Annotated in this window: 14 protein-coding genes; 13 read left to right on the forward strand and 1 reads right to left on the reverse strand. The window is 71.9% G+C overall.

The features are described 5' to 3' along the window. Positions 1-21: 21 nt before the first annotated feature. From QFZ29_RS02215 to msuE, 13 genes are all read left to right on the forward strand, one after another. Positions 22-1,614 (forward strand): ABC-F family ATP-binding cassette domain-containing protein, encoded by a 1,593-nt coding sequence (locus QFZ29_RS02215; protein ID WP_306892610.1) that lies wholly within the window; start codon positions 22-24, stop codon positions 1,612-1,614. Between the two features lie 72 nt (positions 1,615-1,686). Then, entirely contained in the window at positions 1,687-2,571 is an 885-nt protein-coding gene (locus tag QFZ29_RS02220; protein ID WP_306892611.1) for a LysR family transcriptional regulator, read from the forward strand. 446 nt (positions 2,572-3,017) lie between these two features. After that, positions 3,018-4,187: an LLM class flavin-dependent oxidoreductase gene (locus tag QFZ29_RS02225; RefSeq protein ID WP_306892612.1), complete on the forward strand. Its 1,170-nt coding sequence runs from the start codon at positions 3,018-3,020 to the stop codon at positions 4,185-4,187. Beyond that, positions 4,184-5,542 (forward strand): acyl-CoA dehydrogenase family protein, encoded by a 1,359-nt coding sequence (locus QFZ29_RS02230; RefSeq protein WP_306892613.1) that lies wholly within the window; start codon positions 4,184-4,186, stop codon positions 5,540-5,542. Before QFZ29_RS02225 ends, QFZ29_RS02230 begins: the two co-directional genes overlap by 4 nt. Next, the gene (locus tag QFZ29_RS02235; protein ID WP_306892614.1) at positions 5,539-7,194 is read left to right on the forward strand and encodes an ABC transporter substrate-binding protein; all 1,656 of its coding nucleotides are present in this window, start codon (positions 5,539-5,541) and stop codon (positions 7,192-7,194) included. Before QFZ29_RS02230 ends, QFZ29_RS02235 begins: the two co-directional genes overlap by 4 nt. 90 nt (positions 7,195-7,284) lie before the next feature. After that, complete coding sequence (locus QFZ29_RS02240; RefSeq protein WP_306892615.1) at positions 7,285-8,301, forward strand: ABC transporter permease; 1,017 nt, start codon at positions 7,285-7,287, stop codon at positions 8,299-8,301. A gap of 3 nt (positions 8,302-8,304) precedes the next feature. Then, complete coding sequence (locus QFZ29_RS02245; protein ID WP_306892616.1) at positions 8,305-9,261, forward strand: ABC transporter permease; 957 nt, start codon at positions 8,305-8,307, stop codon at positions 9,259-9,261. Then, the gene (locus tag QFZ29_RS02250; protein ID WP_306892617.1) at positions 9,258-10,859 is read left to right on the forward strand and encodes a dipeptide ABC transporter ATP-binding protein; all 1,602 of its coding nucleotides are present in this window, start codon (positions 9,258-9,260) and stop codon (positions 10,857-10,859) included. Before QFZ29_RS02245 ends, QFZ29_RS02250 begins: the two co-directional genes overlap by 4 nt. Further along, entirely contained in the window at positions 10,856-11,878 is a 1,023-nt protein-coding gene (locus tag QFZ29_RS02255) for a ketopantoate reductase family protein (RefSeq protein WP_306892618.1), read from the forward strand. Before QFZ29_RS02250 ends, QFZ29_RS02255 begins: the two co-directional genes overlap by 4 nt. Next, positions 11,875-12,609, forward strand: a complete 735-nt coding sequence (locus tag QFZ29_RS02260; RefSeq protein ID WP_306892619.1) for an alpha/beta hydrolase — start codon at positions 11,875-11,877, stop codon at positions 12,607-12,609. Before QFZ29_RS02255 ends, QFZ29_RS02260 begins: the two co-directional genes overlap by 4 nt. Beyond that, positions 12,606-13,946, forward strand: coding sequence for an FAD-binding oxidoreductase (locus QFZ29_RS02265; RefSeq protein WP_306892621.1), 1,341 nt, complete (start codon positions 12,606-12,608; stop codon positions 13,944-13,946). Before QFZ29_RS02260 ends, QFZ29_RS02265 begins: the two co-directional genes overlap by 4 nt. Before the next feature lie 42 nt (positions 13,947-13,988). After that, positions 13,989-14,855 (forward strand): sulfurtransferase, encoded by an 867-nt coding sequence (locus QFZ29_RS02270; RefSeq protein ID WP_306892622.1) that lies wholly within the window; start codon positions 13,989-13,991, stop codon positions 14,853-14,855. Then, complete coding sequence (gene msuE, locus QFZ29_RS02275) at positions 14,852-15,499, forward strand: FMN reductase (protein WP_306892623.1); 648 nt, start codon at positions 14,852-14,854, stop codon at positions 15,497-15,499. The genes QFZ29_RS02270 and msuE overlap by 4 nt, the downstream gene beginning before the upstream one ends. Positions 15,500-15,611: 112 nt before the next feature. On the opposite strand, the gene QFZ29_RS02280 is transcribed toward msuE, so the two are convergent. Continuing rightward, complete coding sequence (locus QFZ29_RS02280) at positions 15,612-16,220, reverse strand: PadR family transcriptional regulator (protein WP_306892625.1); 609 nt, start codon at positions 16,218-16,220, stop codon at positions 15,612-15,614. Between the last annotated feature and the right edge of the window lie 55 nt (positions 16,221-16,275).

A 16,275-nucleotide genomic window follows, 5' to 3' on the forward strand; every position in this document is an offset into this window, starting at 1 on the left:
GAATGCAAGGACACCGCACCCGTGAGCCTGATCCGCCTGAACGACGTGAGCATGGAATTCGACGGGCGACCCGTGCTGCGGGAGGCGTACCTGAAGCTGCGGCGGGGCGACCGCATCGGCCTCATCGGCAAGAACGGCACGGGCAAGACGACGTTCCTCGAGCTCGTGCTCGGGCGGCAGCAGCCGTCAGGCGGCACCGTCGACGCGAGCCTCGGCACCACGATCGGGTACTTCTCGCAGTTCTCCGAGCTCGACGGTGAGCAGAGCACGTACGAGACATTGAGTGCCCACTTCGCCGCGGTGCACGAGACGCAGGCGCGCATCGACGCGATCGGCCTGCAGCTCGCCGAGCCGATGACGGATGCCGCGATGACGCGCCTGCTCACCGAGCAGGGCGAGCTCTTCGAACGCATGGACGCGATCGGAGGCTGGACGTACGAGAACACCATCGACACCGTGCTCACGAGCCTCGGCTTCGACGAGGAGCGGCGGCACCTTCCCGTCGACCGGTTGTCGGGCGGATGGCGCAACCGGGCCGCGCTCGCGCTCATCCTCGTGCAGGCACCCGATGTGCTGCTGCTCGACGAGCCGACGAACTTCCTCGACCTCGACGGCGTGCGCTGGATCGAGGGGTGGCTCGGCGGCTTCGCCGGCGCCGTGCTCGTGGTCTCGCACGACCGCCAGTTCCTCGACGGGGTCGTCAACCGCATCGTCGAGATCGAGAACCACCGACTTCAGGAATATGAAGGAAACTACTCGGCATACGTGCACGCGAAGCAGTCGCGGCTGAGGATGCTCGAGCGCCAGTTCGCGCATGAAGAGGAGCTGCTCGCCTACGAGCAGGCCGCGTCGACCGCGCGTCGCGAGGCCGCCCGCAATCCCGCGAACGCGGTCGCCCGAAAGCTCGCCGACATCAAGAAGCGTCAAGCGCCGCGCCCGATCGACCAGATCATCACCGCGATCTACGACGGGCTTCGCGTCAGCAACGACCTGCTCACGGTCGAGGGCCTCACCAAGGGCTTCAACGGCACGCCGCTCTTCGAGGGGCTCACGTTCAGCCTGCATCGCGGCGACCGCGTTGCGGTGCTCGGCTCGAACGGCTCGGGCAAGTCGACGCTCCTCGACGTGCTCACGGGCGAGACCGAAGCGGATGCCGGGACCGTGCGCTGGGCGAAGGGCGTGCGCTTCGTGTCGTACAACCGGGTCTACGCCGAGCTCGATCTCGAGGACACCGTCGGACACGCGGTGAACGCCTATCCCGAGTCGCTCGCATTCACCGCGACGAAGAAGAGCGTGAACCGGTTCCTCGCGATGCTGCAGTTCTCCGACGCCGACCTGCAGCAGAAGATCGGCACGCTCTCGGGCGGTCAGCGGGCGCGCGTCGCGATCGCGCAGTGCCTGCTCTCAGGCGCCGGGGTGATCGTGCTCGACGAGCCGACGAACCACCTCGACATCACGAGCACCCAGGTGATGGAACGGGCCCTCACGCACTTCCCGGGTGCGGTCGTCGTGGTGAGCCACGATCGCTTCTTCGTCGACAAGCTCGCCGATCGGCTGCTCGTGTTCGGCGACTCGCCGCGAGTGCGCGAAACGGCGGCGACCGGGGCGCTCTGAGGGCCGTGCCGGTGTGACGCCCGGTTGCGGGACCGGTCGCGCCGCTCGACGGCGGTCGCCTAGGGTCGCTGCATGCCGGAGTCGCTCGACATCCCCCAGCTGCGGACCCTCGTCGCCGTAGCGGAGTGCGGCGGGGTCGGGCGCGCAGCCGCGGTGATGCACATCAGCCAACCCACGGTCTCGCAGCACATCCGATCGCTCGAACGCAAGGTGCACCGTGAGCTCCTCGAGCGGGTCGGACGGAAGGTCCGGTTGACCCCCGACGGCGAGCGGCTCCTCGTGCAGGCGCGGCGCATCCTCGAGGTGCACGATCGCGCGCTCGAGTCGCTCGACGCCGTCGACGATCCGCCGTTGGTCGTCGGGCTCTCAGACACGGTGGCCGAAGCGCTGCTCCCGGCCGTCGACGGTCCGTGGCGCGCCGCGTTCGCCGGTCGTCGGCTTCGGTACGTCATCGACCGCTCCTCGGTGCTGGCCGACGCGGTTGCGCGCGGCATCGTCGACACCGCGGTGATTCTCGGTATCGGCGGCCAGGCGTCGGGACGGCAGGTCGACGTCCTGCCACTGGACTGGTACTCCTCGTCGGATCTGTTCCTCGACCCGTCGGATGCGGTGCCGCTCATCGCGTACGCGGAACCCTGCGGCATCCGGCAGCGGGCACTGCAGCAACTCGGTGCCTACAGCCGAGAGGCCGAGGTGGTGGCCGACGCGGCAGGCATCGATGGCATCGTCGCCGCGGCGCGCGCCGGCATCGGCGTCGCCGCCCTGCCGACCCTCCGGCTGGGCGGGCGTGCCGCCTACGACGGACTGCTCGCCCGACACGACCTGCCGATGCTGGGCGCCATCAACGTGCGCCTCGTCACGCGTCGCGGTGCCGACGCGGAGATCGAGGACCGTGCGCTCGGCGCGCTCGAGTCCGCGTTCGCGCCCGCTGCCGAGCACATCGTTCGACCTGCCTGACCCGCTTTCCTCCACGTCGACGCCCGTGATGACGTCGGATTGCAGTTTGTTGCGCGCTCGCGTCGTCGCGTTGCGAAAAGTTACCACCGATCGGCCTTTCCGATACGAAATGATCCGAAATCACCATTGGACGCGACGGAATCCGTCGGTCTAGCGTGGGAGTCATGACGACGCACGGCGCACTCGCGCACATTCTCGCCCCGGCGGCCATCGCCGCAACGGGCGGCGTCGTCATGCCCGCGATGTGCGCCCGGCCCGGGCGAATGCCCGTGGGCGGTGACGGCGCCGCGTGTCGGCGTGCGTGTTCCCGTCCCTGCGCCTGATTCACCGTCGCACCACGTCGCGCTCGAGCGCGGCATCCCTCCCGGTCCCGTGCCTTCGCCGGGACTCCGCACGTCGTCGCGGCCGACCGCCGCGCGCGGCCGATCGCCGGAAAGCGAGCCATCATGCCCGTCGAGTTCATCTCCGCCATCAACGTCAATCCCGCCAACGAGGTCAACGACCTCGCCGATCCTCGCATCGACGTCGCCTACCTCAGGCGGTACGCGCGCATCCTCGAGGACGGCGGCTTCGACTACACGCTCGTGCCCTACGGCTCGTCGGGCCATGACCCGTTCACCGTCGCGACGGCCGTGACGCAGGCCACCGATCGGCTGAAGCCGATCGTCGCCCTCCGGCCGAACACCGTGTACCCGACGGTCGCCGCCAAGGCGCTCGCGACGCTCGACCAGCTGTCGAACGGGCGCGCGGTGGTGCACTTCATCGCCGGTGGCAGCGACCACGAGCAGGCCCGCGAGGGCGACCGGCTCACGAAGTCCGAGCGCTACGCCCGCCAGGAGGAGTACATCCGGATCCTCCGCCGGGTCTGGTCGGAGGACGCGCCCTTCGACCACGCCGGCGAGTACTACTCGTTCGAGGACTTCGTCTCGCGCGTGAAGCCGGTGAACGGCACCATCCCCATCTCGGTCGGTGGCTCGAGCGACGACGCCTACAGTCAGGGCGGCGCACTCGCTGACATCTTCGGCTTGTGGGGCGAGCCGCTCGCCGACACTCGGCACCAGATCGGGCGGGTGGCGGATGCCGCGCGCGTCGCCGGTCGCGCCGACACGCCTCGCACGTGGGTGACGTTCCGCCCGATCATCGCCCCGACCGAGGAGCTCGCCTGGCAGCGGGCGCACGAGATCCTCGCGATCCTCGAGCGCCGGTCGGCTGCAGCGAACGGCCTGTGGGTGCAGAAGCGCCGATCGAGCGACCCCGAGAACATCGGCTCGCAGCGGCTGCTCGAGATCGCGAGCCGGAAGGACGTGCACGATCGTGCGCTGTGGACGCCGACCGCCACGGCGACGGGGGCGCAGGGAGCGTCGACCGCGCTCGTCGGAACCCCGGAGACCGTCGCCGCCGCGATCCTCGACTACGTCGACCTCGGCGCCGACCTCATCTCGATCCGCGGCTACGACAACCTCAACGATGCGATCGACTACGGCCGCCACGTGATCCCGCTCGTCCGGCAGGAGCTCGCGCACCGCGAAGCGACCGGCCGTCGCGGCGAGGTCGTCGCCCAGCCGCCGCTCGACGAGGTGGAGCGCGCACGTGAGCTGACGGGGGTGGCCGGATGACGCTGCTCGACGACGTGCCGACGACCGCCGCGTTCGCCGGCCGGCCACCGCACACCCTCGCCATCCCCCGTGTGGATCTCTCGGATGCCGCACTCGCTCGCCTCACCGCGGAACTCGCGGAGACCGCGGAGGAGTACGACCGCACCGCGGCATTCCCGTGGCGTGGCATCGAGGCGGTGCACCGCGCGGGCGTGCTCACGGTCGGCGTGGGGCAGCGGTATGGCGGGCACGATGCGTCGAACGTCGAGCTCGTTCGCCTGTTCGAGGCGCTCGGCGCCGGCGACCCTGCTGTCGCGCTGATCGCGGCGATGACCGTCGCCCAGCATCTCGCGCAGAACCGCGTGCCGTTCTGGCCCGACGAGCGGTACCGGGCGCTGCTCGCCGAGTCGGTCGAACGACCGCGGCTGCTGAACGCGATCCGCGCCGAGCCCGAGTGGGGCGCTCCAGCGCGTGGCGGGCTGCCCGCGACGACCATCCGCCGCGATGGCGACGGCTGGCTGCTGTCGGGCCGGAAGGGCTACGCCACCGGATCCGAGGGCCTGGCCTATCACCTCGTGTGGGCGGTCCACCATGACGGCGCGTCGGGCGAACCCGAGCTCGCTCATGCGATCGTGCCGGCCGATGCCCCGGGCGTGCGCATCGAGCGCACCTGGGACCACCTCGGCCAGCGCGCGACGAGCACGCACGACGTGGTCTACGACGACGTCGCGATCCCGCTCGAGCACTTCAGGGGCGTCGCGCTCTCTCGGCTCGACCGGCCGGCCGACGCGCGGCTGCACGCCGGCATCGGACTCGCGGTCAGCGCCCTCTACGTCGGCATCGGTCGCGCCGCGCAGGCGTTCTTCGTGAGATTCGCGAACGAGCGCGTACCGACGTCGCTCGGCCGGGCCATCGCGACGACCGAACGCATCCAGTCGGTGGCCGGCGGGGTCGAGTCCGAGCTCGTGCAGGCCGAGGAGGTGCTGCTCGGCGTCGCCCGGCGCATCGACGACGGCGACCTCGAGGGCGCCCACCGCGCGGCGCTCGCCAAGTCCCTCGCGACGTCCGCCGCCATCCGCGCAGTCGAGGCTGCGGTCGCTGCGATCGGCAACGCCGCGCTCACCCGGCACCACCCGCTCGAACGGCACCTCCGCGACGTGCTCGCGGCGCGGGTGCACCCGCCGCAGGATGACGCGGCCCTGCTCGCCGCAGGCCGCCGGACGCTCGCCGCGGCATCCGCTCGACCCGACCCGGCCGAGGCATCCGACCGCACCGACCCCACCGACCCCAACGACCAAACCGACGACTCGACCCCCGACCGACGGCCGCGGCACCCGCCGCGGACCGCTCACCCGACAGGAGACCCCGCATCATGACCACCCGACGACCTCACCGGCCCGCGCTCGTCGCGGGCGCCCTCGCAGCCTCGCTCGCCCTCGCCGGCTGCGCCGGCGGGACCGCCGCGAGCGAATCGGGTGACGCCGATCCCGTGGCGGGCGGCACGCTCGACCTCGCGTTCTGGCCCGACAACGCCGCGTTCGCGTGCGTCGACCCGTTCCAGACGTACTGGATCGAGCATCGCACGGTCATCCGCAACGTCGCCGACTCACTCACCGACCAGGACCCCGAGACGGGGGAGCTGGTGCCGTGGCTGGCGACGGCGTGGGAGGTGAACGACGCCGGCACCGAGTTCACGTTCGACCTCCGCGACGACGTGACGTTCTCAGACGGCACGGCGTTCACGCCCGAGTCGGTCAAGCTCGCGCTCGACAACGCCAAGGCCACGCTCGCCGAGCTGCCGGCCGCGTACGGCGGCGTGTACATCGCCGGCTACGACTCGACCGAGGTCGTCGACGACGACACGGTCGTGGTGCGCTTCTCGAAGCCGAACGCGTCGTTCCTGCAGGGCACGTCGACGACGAACCTCGCGATCCTCTCCGCGGCCTCGTATGAGAAGACGCCCGAGGAGCGTTGCCTCGGTGCGGTGGTCGGGTCGGGACCGTTCGTGCTCGACTCGTACACCCCCGGCTCGGGCATCTCGCTGTCCAAGCGCGACGGCTACGCCTGGGGCTCGCCGCTGCGCGAGCACGACGGCGAGGCGTACCTCGACGGCATCGAGATCACCTACGTCGCCGAGGACGGCGTGCGCGTCGGCCAGCTCACGAGCGACGAGATCGACATCGCGTGGCCGCGCAACCCGTTCACCGAGAACGACCAGGCGCTCATCACCTCGGGCGGCGACGAGATCGTGAGCCGGTCGCTGCCGGGCCCGGCGCTCGACTACTACCCGAACGTGTCCGACGGCCGTCCGCTGGCCGATCCGCTCGTTCGCGGGGCGCTGCTCAAGGCGATCGACCGCGAGAGCTTCGCTGCGACGGTCTACGGCGCCGACTACCCGGTGGTCACGAGCATCTACAACACGACCACGCCGTACGTCGTCGACGAGTCCGACGCTCTCGCCTACGATCCCGACGGCGCCGCCGAGCTCCTCGACGAAGCCGGCTGGGAGCTCGGCGACGACGGCTATCGCGAGAAGGATGGCCAGCGCCTCACGCTGTCGACCCCGGTCAACGGCCAGGCGACGCCGGGTGACCAGCTCGTGCAGGACCAGCTCAAGCAGGTCGGCATCGACCTCGAGCTGAACGTCATCACGGCCGCCCAGCGGAGCGAGGTGCTGAACTCGGGCCAGTACGACCTGATCTCGACGTACTACACCCGCGCCGATCCGGGCGTCATCCAGTGGATCATCGACCCGCGCGTGGCGGGCTCGAAGGCCCAGGCCGAGAACAACTTCACCGACGAGCAAGCTGCCGTCGTGCAGCAGTTGCTCGACGAGGGCACCCAGACGATCGATCCCGAGGCTCGTGGCGAGGTCTACGCCGAGCTGCAGGACCACCTCGTCGAGAATGCCCTCGTGATCCCGCTGGCCGAGCGCGTGCAGCTCGCCGGCATCTCGTCGGCGGTCCACGGGTTCCGGTACACGTCCGAGGCGTTCGGCGACTTCGCCGACACCTGGATCGAGCCGTAGCGGATGCCGCGGGCGGGCGCTCCGCACCCGGCGCGCCTGCCCGCACCCCCCGCCGCCCCGCCCCGACCGACCACTCCGAATGGAGGAACCATGACCGCCGTCTCGACCACCCCGGCCCTGACAGCGCCCGCGTCCCGCGCCCGCACCGGCGGTGGGCTCGGCCGATACCTGGCCGGCCGCGTCGCCCAAGCGGTGCTCGTGCTGTGGGCCGCGTACACGCTGACCTTCGCCGTGCTCTGGCTGCTGCCGAGCGATCCGCTCGCGCTGCTGCTCTCCGCGAACAACGTGGAACTCGATTCGCTCTCAGCCGAGCAGCTCGCCGACGCGCGCGCCCGGTACGGGCTCGACCAGCCCGTCTGGCTGCACTACGTCACGATGCTCGGCCGCGCCGTCACGGGCGACTTCGGCACCTCCATCACCAGGGGCGTCCCGGTCACCGACCTGATCGCAGAGCGCCTGCCGGGCACGGTGCAGCTCTCAGGGCTCGCGATCGTGCTCGCGCTCGTCGTCGGATTCGGCGTGGCCTACCTCGCCGCACTCGTACAGTGGCGGCCGGCGCGGGCGCTGCTCACGCGGCTGCCGTCGGCCGGGGTCGCGTTCCCTGCTTTCTGGATCGGTCTCCTGCTCATCCAGGTGTTCGCCTTCACGCTCCACCTGCTGCCCTCCACCGGGCAGTCGGGGCCCGAGGCGCTGATCCTGCCGGCCGTGACGATGGCGATCCCGACATCCGCTGTGTTCGCGCAGGTGCTGACGCGCTCGCTGGTCGACACGCTCGGCGAGGCGCACATCACGACCGCCCGGGCCAAGGGGCTCTCGCGCGGTGCGGTGCAATGGCGGCACGCCCTTCGCAACGCGGCACTGCCGACCCTGACGATCCTCGGCCTCGTCGTGGGCTCGACGGTGACCGGCGCGATCGTCACCGAGACGATCTTCGCCCGCCAGGGCGTCGGCACCCTCGCGCAGGAGGCCGTGCTCACCCAGGACGTGCCGGTCGTCCAGGCGATCGTCGTGCTGGCGGCCGCGGCGTTCGTGGTCGTGAACCTCGTGGTCGACCTCCTCTATCCGCTTCTCGATCCCCGGATCACCCACACGCCGAAGGCGAGCTGACCCATGACTCTCGAACTGACCCGCGAGCGGGGGCTGCCCGCGCCCGATGCCACGTCGCTCCCGCCCACCGAGCCATCCGATTCGGTGACGGATGCCGCGGGCGCACGCCGCGCGGCGGCGATCTCGCACGGGCGGGGCGCCCGGCGCGTGGCGGTCGCCCGCGAGCTGCTCCGCCGCCCGGGCTTCGTCGTGGCGATCGCGTTCGTCGCCTTCGCCATCGTCTCGGCGATCGCGCCCGCGCTGTTCACCGCGGCCGACCCGTATGCGACGGCGCCGGCCGACAAGCTGTCGCCCCCGTCGCTCGCTCACCTGTTCGGCACGGACGAGCTCGGGCGCGACCTGTTCGCCCGTGTGCTGCACGGCGGAGCGCTCACGATCCAGGCGACCGCGCTCGCGATCGGCATCGCCCTGGTGGCCGGACTCACGCTCGGCGTCGTCTCCGGCTACTTCGGCGGCGCCGTCGACTCGGTGGCCATGCGGGCCGTCGACGTGTTGCTGGCGATCCCGGGGCTGCTCCTCGCGCTCGCGATCGTCACGGCCATCGGCTTCGGCACCATCCCCGTTGCGATCGCGGTCGGGGTCGGGATCGTGCCGGGCTTCGCGCGTACCACCCGGGCCGAGGTGCTGCGGGTGAAGACCCTGCCCTACGTCGAGGCCGCCCGCACGAGCGGGGCCGGGCGGCTGCGGATCCTGGTGCGGCACATGCTGCCGAACTCTTGGGGCCCGGTGGCGGTGCTCGCCGTGCTCGACTTCGGGGCGGCCATCATCGCGGTCGCCGCCCTGAGCTTCCTCGGATTCGGCGCCACGCCGCCGGCCGCGGAATGGGGCACGCTCATCGCGAGCGGCCGGAACTACCTCGTCACGAGCCCGTGGCTCTCGCTCCTGCCGGGGATGTTCGTGGGCGTGCTCGTGTTCGCACTGAACCATCTCGCCAAGACGATCGAGGAGGTACAGCGATGAACGCCATCGTCGAGCTCGCCGGCCTTCGGGTCGCCTACCGCGACGACGAGGTGCTGCACGGCGTCTCGCTCACCGTCGGACGCGGCGAGATCGTCGCGATCGTCGGGGAGTCGGGCTCGGGCAAGTCGACCACGGCCAATGCGATCATCGGCCTGTTGCCCGCGCACGGCCGCATCACGGCCGGGTCGATCAGGGTCGACGGCGTGGACGTGACGCACGCGCCCGAGCACGAGCTCCGGCGCCTGCGGGGGCGCGTGGTCGGCTTCGTGCCGCAGGACCCGACGGTCGGGCTCGACCCGACCCAGCGGATCGGCACCCAGGTCGCCGAGGCGGTGCGCCTCCGCGGCGTGCCCAAGCCGTCGGTCGATGCCGAAGTCCTGGACGCCCTCGCGCAGGCGGGCGTCGACGACCCGCCGCTCCGGGCCCGCCAGTACCCGCACCAGCTCTCCGGCGGCCTGCGTCAGCGCGTGCTCATCGCGATCGCGCTCGCCGGCGACCCGAAGCTGATCATCGCCGACGAGCCCACGTCGGCACTGGATGTCACGGTGCAGCGCCGCATCCTCGACCACCTCGAGCGGCTCGTGCGCTCCCGCGGCATCTCGCTGGCGATCATCACGCACGACGTGGCGGTCGCGGCCGATCGCGCGGACCGGATCGTGGTCATGCGCGACGGCGTCGTCGAGGAGGAGGGCGAGCCGGCCCGCATCCTCACCGCGCCCCGCGCCGAGTACACGCGTGCGCTCATCGACGCCGCCCCCGGGCTCGCCCACGGTGGCGAGCTGGTCGCCCGTCACCAGGACGTCGCACCGGCGCCGGACCTGCTGCGCGCCGACGGGATCGGGAAGCAGTTCCCACTTCCCGGTGGGCGCGAGCCGTTCCGCGCGCTCGAGGACGTGTCGTTCACGGTGCAGCGTGGCCGCACCCTCGCCCTCGTCGGCGAATCGGGATCGGGCAAGACGACCGCGCTGCGCATCGCGCTCGGGCTCGAGCGGCCGACGACCGGGCACGTCGAGTTCGACGGGGTCGACCTCACGAGCGCGAGTCGACGGGAGTGGCGGCCCATCCGACGGCGGGTGCAGTTCGTGCACCAGAACCCGTTCGCGGCCCTCGACCCGCGGTTCACGGTGTTCGAGTCCATCAGCGAGCCGCTCGTCGCGCTCCGGATCGGAGATCGCGCGTCCCGTGCCGCCCGAGCGAGGGAACTCCTCGACCGGGTCGGGCTCCCGCAGTCCTTCCTCACCCGCCTCCCCGCGGAACTGTCGGGCGGGCAGCGGCAGCGGATCGCGATCGCCCGGGCGCTCGCTCCCGAGCCCGAGCTCGTGCTGCTCGACGAGCCCGTCTCGGCGCTGGATGTCTCGGTCCAGGCGCAGATCCTCGCGCTGCTGGCATCGCTGCAGCAGGACCTGGGCGTGTCGTACCTCTTCGTCTCGCACGACCTCGCCGTCGTGGCCGACCTGTCGCATCATGTCGTGGTGCTGAACGGCGGACACGTGGAGGAGACGGGCACGACCGCCGACGTGTTCCGCGCGCCGGCCACCGACTACAGCCGGGCGTTGCTCGACGCGGTGCCCGGCCGGAGCGCGGGGATGGCCGCATGAGCCGCCGCTACGTGGTCATCGGCGGCGGCGCCGTCGGCTCGGTGCTCGCCGCGCAGCTCGAGCTGGCCGGCATCCGCACCGTGCTCGTCGCGCGCGGCGCCCACCTCGAGGCGATCCGCGAGCACGGGCTCCGCGTCCGGCGACCGGGTGGAGACGATCTCGTTCGGCTCGCGGTCGCCGCCGGTGCAGCCGAGGTGCGCCTGACGCAGGACGACGTGCTCGTGCTCGCCGTGAAGTCGCAGGACGCCGACGCCGCGCTCGCCGGGTGGGCGTGGCGGCCGGTCCTCGCCGAACGCTGCGGGTCGGTCGCGGCCGACCTGCCGATCCTCACCTTCCAGAACGGCCTCGCCGCCGAGGACGCCGCGCTCCGCCGGTTCTCGACGGTCTACGGCGTGACGATCGGCATCGCCGCGAGTTATCTCGAGCCAGGGGAGGTCGTGTCCCCGTCGTACCCGGTGGTGGGCGTCGCCTGGCTCGGGCTCCATCCGGCGGCGAAGCGCGACGCGGACCCGCTGCAGGCCTCCCTCGTCGGCGACCTGCGGGCGGCGGGCTTCCACGTCGAGCCCGTGAACGACATCGCGACGTGGAAGGCGCGCAAGCTGCTCGCCAACGTGAACAACGGCCTCGACGTGCTCGACGGCTCCGACGCCGAACGCGTCGAGGCGCGCCTCGCGCTCGTCGCCGAGACCCGCAGGGTGCTCGACGCCGCTGGGGTGCTGCCCGCGACCGACACCGGCCTCGGCGGGGGAACGCTCATCGTCGAGTCGGTGCCGGGGCACACCCCGGGGCGACTCTCGACGTGGCAGAGCTTCGCACGTGGCGCATCGAGCGAGGTCGACCACCTGAACGGCGAGGTGGTGCTGATCGCACGCCGGCATGGACTCGACGCCCCCCTCAACGAGCGGCTGCAGCGACTGCTCGGGCGGCAGGCCGTCGAGGGGGCGCCGCCCGGCGCCCACACGCTGCACGACCTCCTCGCGGCGCACCGCCGCACCGAACTCGAAAGGACCGCCTCATGACCATCGCAACCCCCGCCACGCGCAGCACTGCGGATGTCGCCGCCTGGGACGAGCCCGAGGGGCTCGCCCCGCGCGGGACGCTCGTCGTGCTCGGCGGCCGCGGCGAGACACCGACGGTGTACGAGCGTTTCGGCGCCCGCATCTCACGCGACGCGTACCGCGTGCGCGCGCTCGGCGACGCCACGGCCGATACCGATGCCATCCGCCGGGCGGCCGTCGAACTGCTCACGGACGCCGACCTGCCCGCACCGAAGGTGCTCGTCGGTTCCGACGCGGGGGCGGCCCTCGCGCTCGAGATCGCCGCCTCGGCGCCGGCATCCGTCGACGCCCTGGTGCTTGCCGGTCTGCCCACGCGGGCCGATGCCGCCCACGCGATCGAGGCGCGGACCGCCTGCCCGAACCACCGGCGGGTGCTCGCCCGCGAGACCACCGACGAGGGACGTGACCGGACGCTGCCGCCCGAGCTGCTCGGTGTGACGGCGAGCGCGGTGCCCGTGCCGGTGCTCGCGATCCACGGCGACGCCGACGTGCTGAGCCCGGTCGACGACGCGATCGCGGTGCACCGGCAGGCGCCGCATGCCGAGCTGCACACGGTCGCGGGCGGGCGCCACGACATCCTGAACGACGTCACGCACCGGTCGGTCGCCGCGACGATCGTGCTGTTCCTCGAGCGCGTCCGTGCCTCGGCCGACGCGGCGCCCATCGTCACGCGGGTGGAGGACCGGACATGACCGGGGTGATCGAGTCGCCCGTCGTCGATGTCAGCGACGCGGCACGACTCGCCGCGCGATCGGACCGATCCGGATGGACTCCCGTCGGTGTGCCGCGCGGCGTGGTGCTCGCGCACGACGTGGCGGAGGTTCGCCAGACCCTCGCGTTCGCGTCCGACCACGGCATCCCCGTGGTGACGCGCGGCGCAGGCTCCGGGCTGACGGGCGCGGCGAGCGCCGGCGACGACGCGATCGTGCTCGATGTCTCCCGCCTCGACCGCATCATCGCCATCGATCCCGTCGACGGCCTCGCGCGCGTCGAGCCCGGTGTCATCACCGCCGACCTCGATCGCGCCGCGGCGAAGCACGGGCTCTTCTACGCGCCCGACCCCGGCAGCGTGGAGCTGTCGACGATCGGCGGGAACATCGCCACGAACGCCGGCGGCCTGCGCGGCGCGAAGTACGGCGTGACCCGCGACGCGGTGCTCGCGCTCGACGTGGTCCTCGCCGACGGAACGCTCGTGCGCCTCGGCCGCGAGACGCTGAAGGGCGTCGTCGGCCTCGACCTCGTGAGCCTCGTCGTCGGCTCGGAGGGCGCCCTCGGAGTGGTCGTCGGTGCGACGGTGCGACTCCTGCCCCGGCCGAACCAGGTCGCCACGGTGGCGGCGTTCTTCACGGATGCCGCGGCCGCCGCCGGTGCCGCCGTCGCGCTCGCACCGGCCGGGCTGCGACCCGGCGTGATCGAGCTCGTCGACGGGCGAACGCTCGCGGCCATCGACGAGTTCCGCGACACTCGGCTCGCCGAGGGCGGCGGCTCGTTCCTGCTCGTCCAGTCCGACGGGTTCGGCGCGGCCGAGGAGATCACCGAGGCCGCGGCGGTGCTCGGTCGCACCGCCGTGAGCGTCGAGACCACGACCGACCCGATCCGCGCGCTCGCGCTCGCCGCCGCGCGCCGCGACGCGCTGCCGGCCATCGAGGCCCGCGGTCGCGTGCTTATCGAGGACATCGCGGTGCCCCGCTCCCGGCTCGCCGAGGCGATTCGGCGCATCGAGGCGATCGGCGTCGAAACCGGCGCCGACGTCTACGTGTTCGCCCATGCCGGCGACGGCAACGTGCACCCGATCATCCGGCTGCGCGACGAATCCACGGCCGCGATCGCTCAGGCCGAGCGGGCGGCCGAGGCGATCTTCGCCCTCGCGCTCGAACTCGGCGGCACGGTCTCGGGCGAGCACGGGGTCGGCGCGCTCAAGCAGCGCTGGGCTGCTCGAGAGCTCGGCGAGACGGTGGTCGCGCTGCAGCGGCGCATCAAGGCGGTCTTCGACCCCGCCGACATCCTGAATCCCGGCAAGGCGCTCTGACGTGGCACCCGTCACCGCCGCCGTACCCGAAAGGAACCCATCATGACCACGACGACCCTCACCCGAGCCGACGTGCTCGTCGACCCCGATGAGCTCGAGGCGCTGCTCGCCTCGGAGGCGCCGCCGCTGCTGCTCGACGTGCGCTGGCGCCTCGACCGCCCCGACGGGCGACCCGAGTTCCTCGCCGGGCACCTGCCCGGCGCCGTCTACGTCGACCTCGACCACGAGCTCGCCCGGCATGGCGACCCGCTCGACGGGCGGCATCCGCTGCCGCCGGTCGAGGCGCTGCAGGCCGCCGCCCGGGAGTGGGGCCTGCGCGAGGGCCAGTCGGTCGTCGTCTACGACGACCTCAAGAACCTGTCGTCGGCGCGAGCCTGGTGGCTGCTGCGGTACGCGGGGGTCGCAGACGTGCGGCTCCTCGACGGGTCGCTGCGCGGATGGACCGGTTCGGGCCGCGCGCTCGAGGCGGGCGAGGTCGTGCCGCAAACCGGTGACGTCGTGCTCGAATACGGGCACCTGCCCGTGCTCTCGATCGATGAGGTCGCCCAGTACCCGGCGTCCGGAACCGTGCTCGATGCGCGCGCGCCGGAGCGCTACCGCGGCGAGACGGAGCCGATCGACCCCCGTGCCGGACACATCCCCGGCGCGCTCAGTGCGCCGGCGACGGAGAACGTCGACACGCAGGGCCGCTTCCTCGCAGGAGACGTGTTGCGGTCGCGCTTCGAGGCACTCGGCGTGCGGTCGGATGCCCCGGTCGCCGCGTACTGCGGTTCGGGCGTCACGGCGGCAGCCGAGGCGGTCGCCCTCACCCTCGCGGGCTACGAGCCGGTGATCTACCCGGGGTCGTGGTCGCAGTGGTCCAACCACCTCGACCGGCCCATCGCAACCGGATCGGAGGCCGGATCATGACCACCAAGCCCCTTGACGTCGTCGCCGTCGTCGGCAGCCTGCACGCGCCATCGAAGACCGCGGCGCTCATCGATGCGATCGTCGATCGTCTCGGCACGCAGCTGCCGGTCGATGTGCACGTCATCCGGCTGGCCGAGGTCGGGCCGGCGTTCGCCGGCACGCTGCGGCGTGATCAGCTGCCCGAGTCGGTCGAGCTCGAGCTGCGTGCGATCGAGCGCGCCGACCTGCTCGTGGTCGCGACGCCCGTCTACCGCGCATCGTTCACCGGGCTCTTCAAGCACCTGTTCGACTTCGTCGAGCAGTACGCGCTCGTCGACACCCCGGTGCTGCTCGCGGCCACGGGCGGCAGTGAGCGGCACGCGCTCATCCTCGAGCACCAGCTTCGACCGCTGTTCGGGTTCTTCCAGGCGGTCACGCTGCCGCTCGGCGTCTACGCGCACGACAGCGACTTCGTCGACTATCGGGTGGCGTCGCCGCTGCTGTTCGAGCGCATCGACAATGCGATCCGCCGCGGCCTGCCGCTCATCCGCTCCTCCTTGGCCGAGCAGGCGAGGATCGAGCGCACGCTGGAGGCCGGGACGGAGCCGGTGGTCGAGCCGGCGCAGGTGCTCGCGGGGGCGCAGCCGGTGCGGCTCTATACCTGATGCCGGGTCGCGGCGTATGACGGCTCAGGATTCCGTCTCCTCGTTCGTTGCGACCGGACGGTTCGCCGAGGCGATCGAGCGTTGAGCCTGCTCGGGCAGCGACCGGCGCCAGTTAGCCGGACTCGTCGGGCCCATCGAGCTCGCCGAGTTCCTCCAGCAGGCGCAGGCCACGCTTCGCCCATGCGATCTCCTGATCGGCGCGAGCCACCTGGCCCTCGTAGGCGAACACCTTGAAGCGACTGATCCGCTCCCATTGGTCTTCGGGATTGGCGGCGAGGCGGCGCGCAAGGGTGCGACTCGTGCGATTCTCGATCGCCGCGATCTGCTCGAGGGCCTGTGCGCGCTGGTCGCGGAAGTGCTCGATATGGGCGCGAAGCTGGGTTGCTGCGGCGCCCGGTGCGGCCCACTCGAAGTAGGCCGCCCGCAAGTGCGCGGCATCCCGCTCCCTCACGTAGCCCTCGGGTTCGTTCTGCCAGTGCCGAAGGGCCCGCTCGCCATCGGGGGTGATCGAGTACTCGGTCTTGGTGGCCCCGCGGGAGCCCCACGGCACGGGCCTGCTCGAGAGGAGCCCCTCGGAATGCATCCGCCGAAGCTCGGGATAGATCTGCGAGTCGGGCGCATGCCAGACATGACCCACCGAGGTGCTGAACTGCTTGACCACGTCGTAGCCCGTCATCGGGCCCGAGGAGAGTAGAGCAAGCAGGGCCGAACGGAGGCTCACTCGCGAGTCCTTTCTCGTCTCGGGCGCGGCGTTCTCACCAGCGTAGCCGCGGCAT

Origin of the sequence: Agromyces albus (genome assembly GCF_030815405.1) — a bacterium.
In the GTDB taxonomy this organism is placed as follows: domain Bacteria; phylum Actinomycetota; class Actinomycetes; order Actinomycetales; family Microbacteriaceae; genus Agromyces; species Agromyces albus_A.

Excerpts from the sequence above, each read along its gene's own strand:
- QFZ29_RS02220 (WP_306892611.1), top strand. The coding sequence starts at position 1,687 with ATGCCGGAGTCGCTCGACATCCCCCAGCTGCGGACCCTCGTCGCCGTA.
- QFZ29_RS02225 (WP_306892612.1), top strand. The coding sequence starts at position 3,018 with ATGCCCGTCGAGTTCATCTCCGCCATCAACGTCAATCCCGCCAACGAG.
- QFZ29_RS02230 (WP_306892613.1), top strand. The coding sequence starts at position 4,184 with ATGACGCTGCTCGACGACGTGCCGACGACCGCCGCGTTCGCCGGCCGG.
- QFZ29_RS02235 (WP_306892614.1), top strand. The coding sequence starts at position 5,539 with ATGACCACCCGACGACCTCACCGGCCCGCGCTCGTCGCGGGCGCCCTC.
- QFZ29_RS02240 (WP_306892615.1), top strand. The coding sequence starts at position 7,285 with ATGACCGCCGTCTCGACCACCCCGGCCCTGACAGCGCCCGCGTCCCGC.
- QFZ29_RS02245 (WP_306892616.1), top strand. The coding sequence starts at position 8,305 with ATGACTCTCGAACTGACCCGCGAGCGGGGGCTGCCCGCGCCCGATGCC.
- QFZ29_RS02250 (WP_306892617.1), top strand. The coding sequence starts at position 9,258 with ATGAACGCCATCGTCGAGCTCGCCGGCCTTCGGGTCGCCTACCGCGAC.
- QFZ29_RS02255 (WP_306892618.1), top strand. The coding sequence starts at position 10,856 with ATGAGCCGCCGCTACGTGGTCATCGGCGGCGGCGCCGTCGGCTCGGTG.
- QFZ29_RS02260 (WP_306892619.1), top strand. The coding sequence starts at position 11,875 with ATGACCATCGCAACCCCCGCCACGCGCAGCACTGCGGATGTCGCCGCC.
- QFZ29_RS02265 (WP_306892621.1), top strand. The coding sequence starts at position 12,606 with ATGACCGGGGTGATCGAGTCGCCCGTCGTCGATGTCAGCGACGCGGCA.
- QFZ29_RS02270 (WP_306892622.1), top strand. The coding sequence starts at position 13,989 with ATGACCACGACGACCCTCACCCGAGCCGACGTGCTCGTCGACCCCGAT.
- msuE (WP_306892623.1), top strand. The coding sequence starts at position 14,852 with ATGACCACCAAGCCCCTTGACGTCGTCGCCGTCGTCGGCAGCCTGCAC.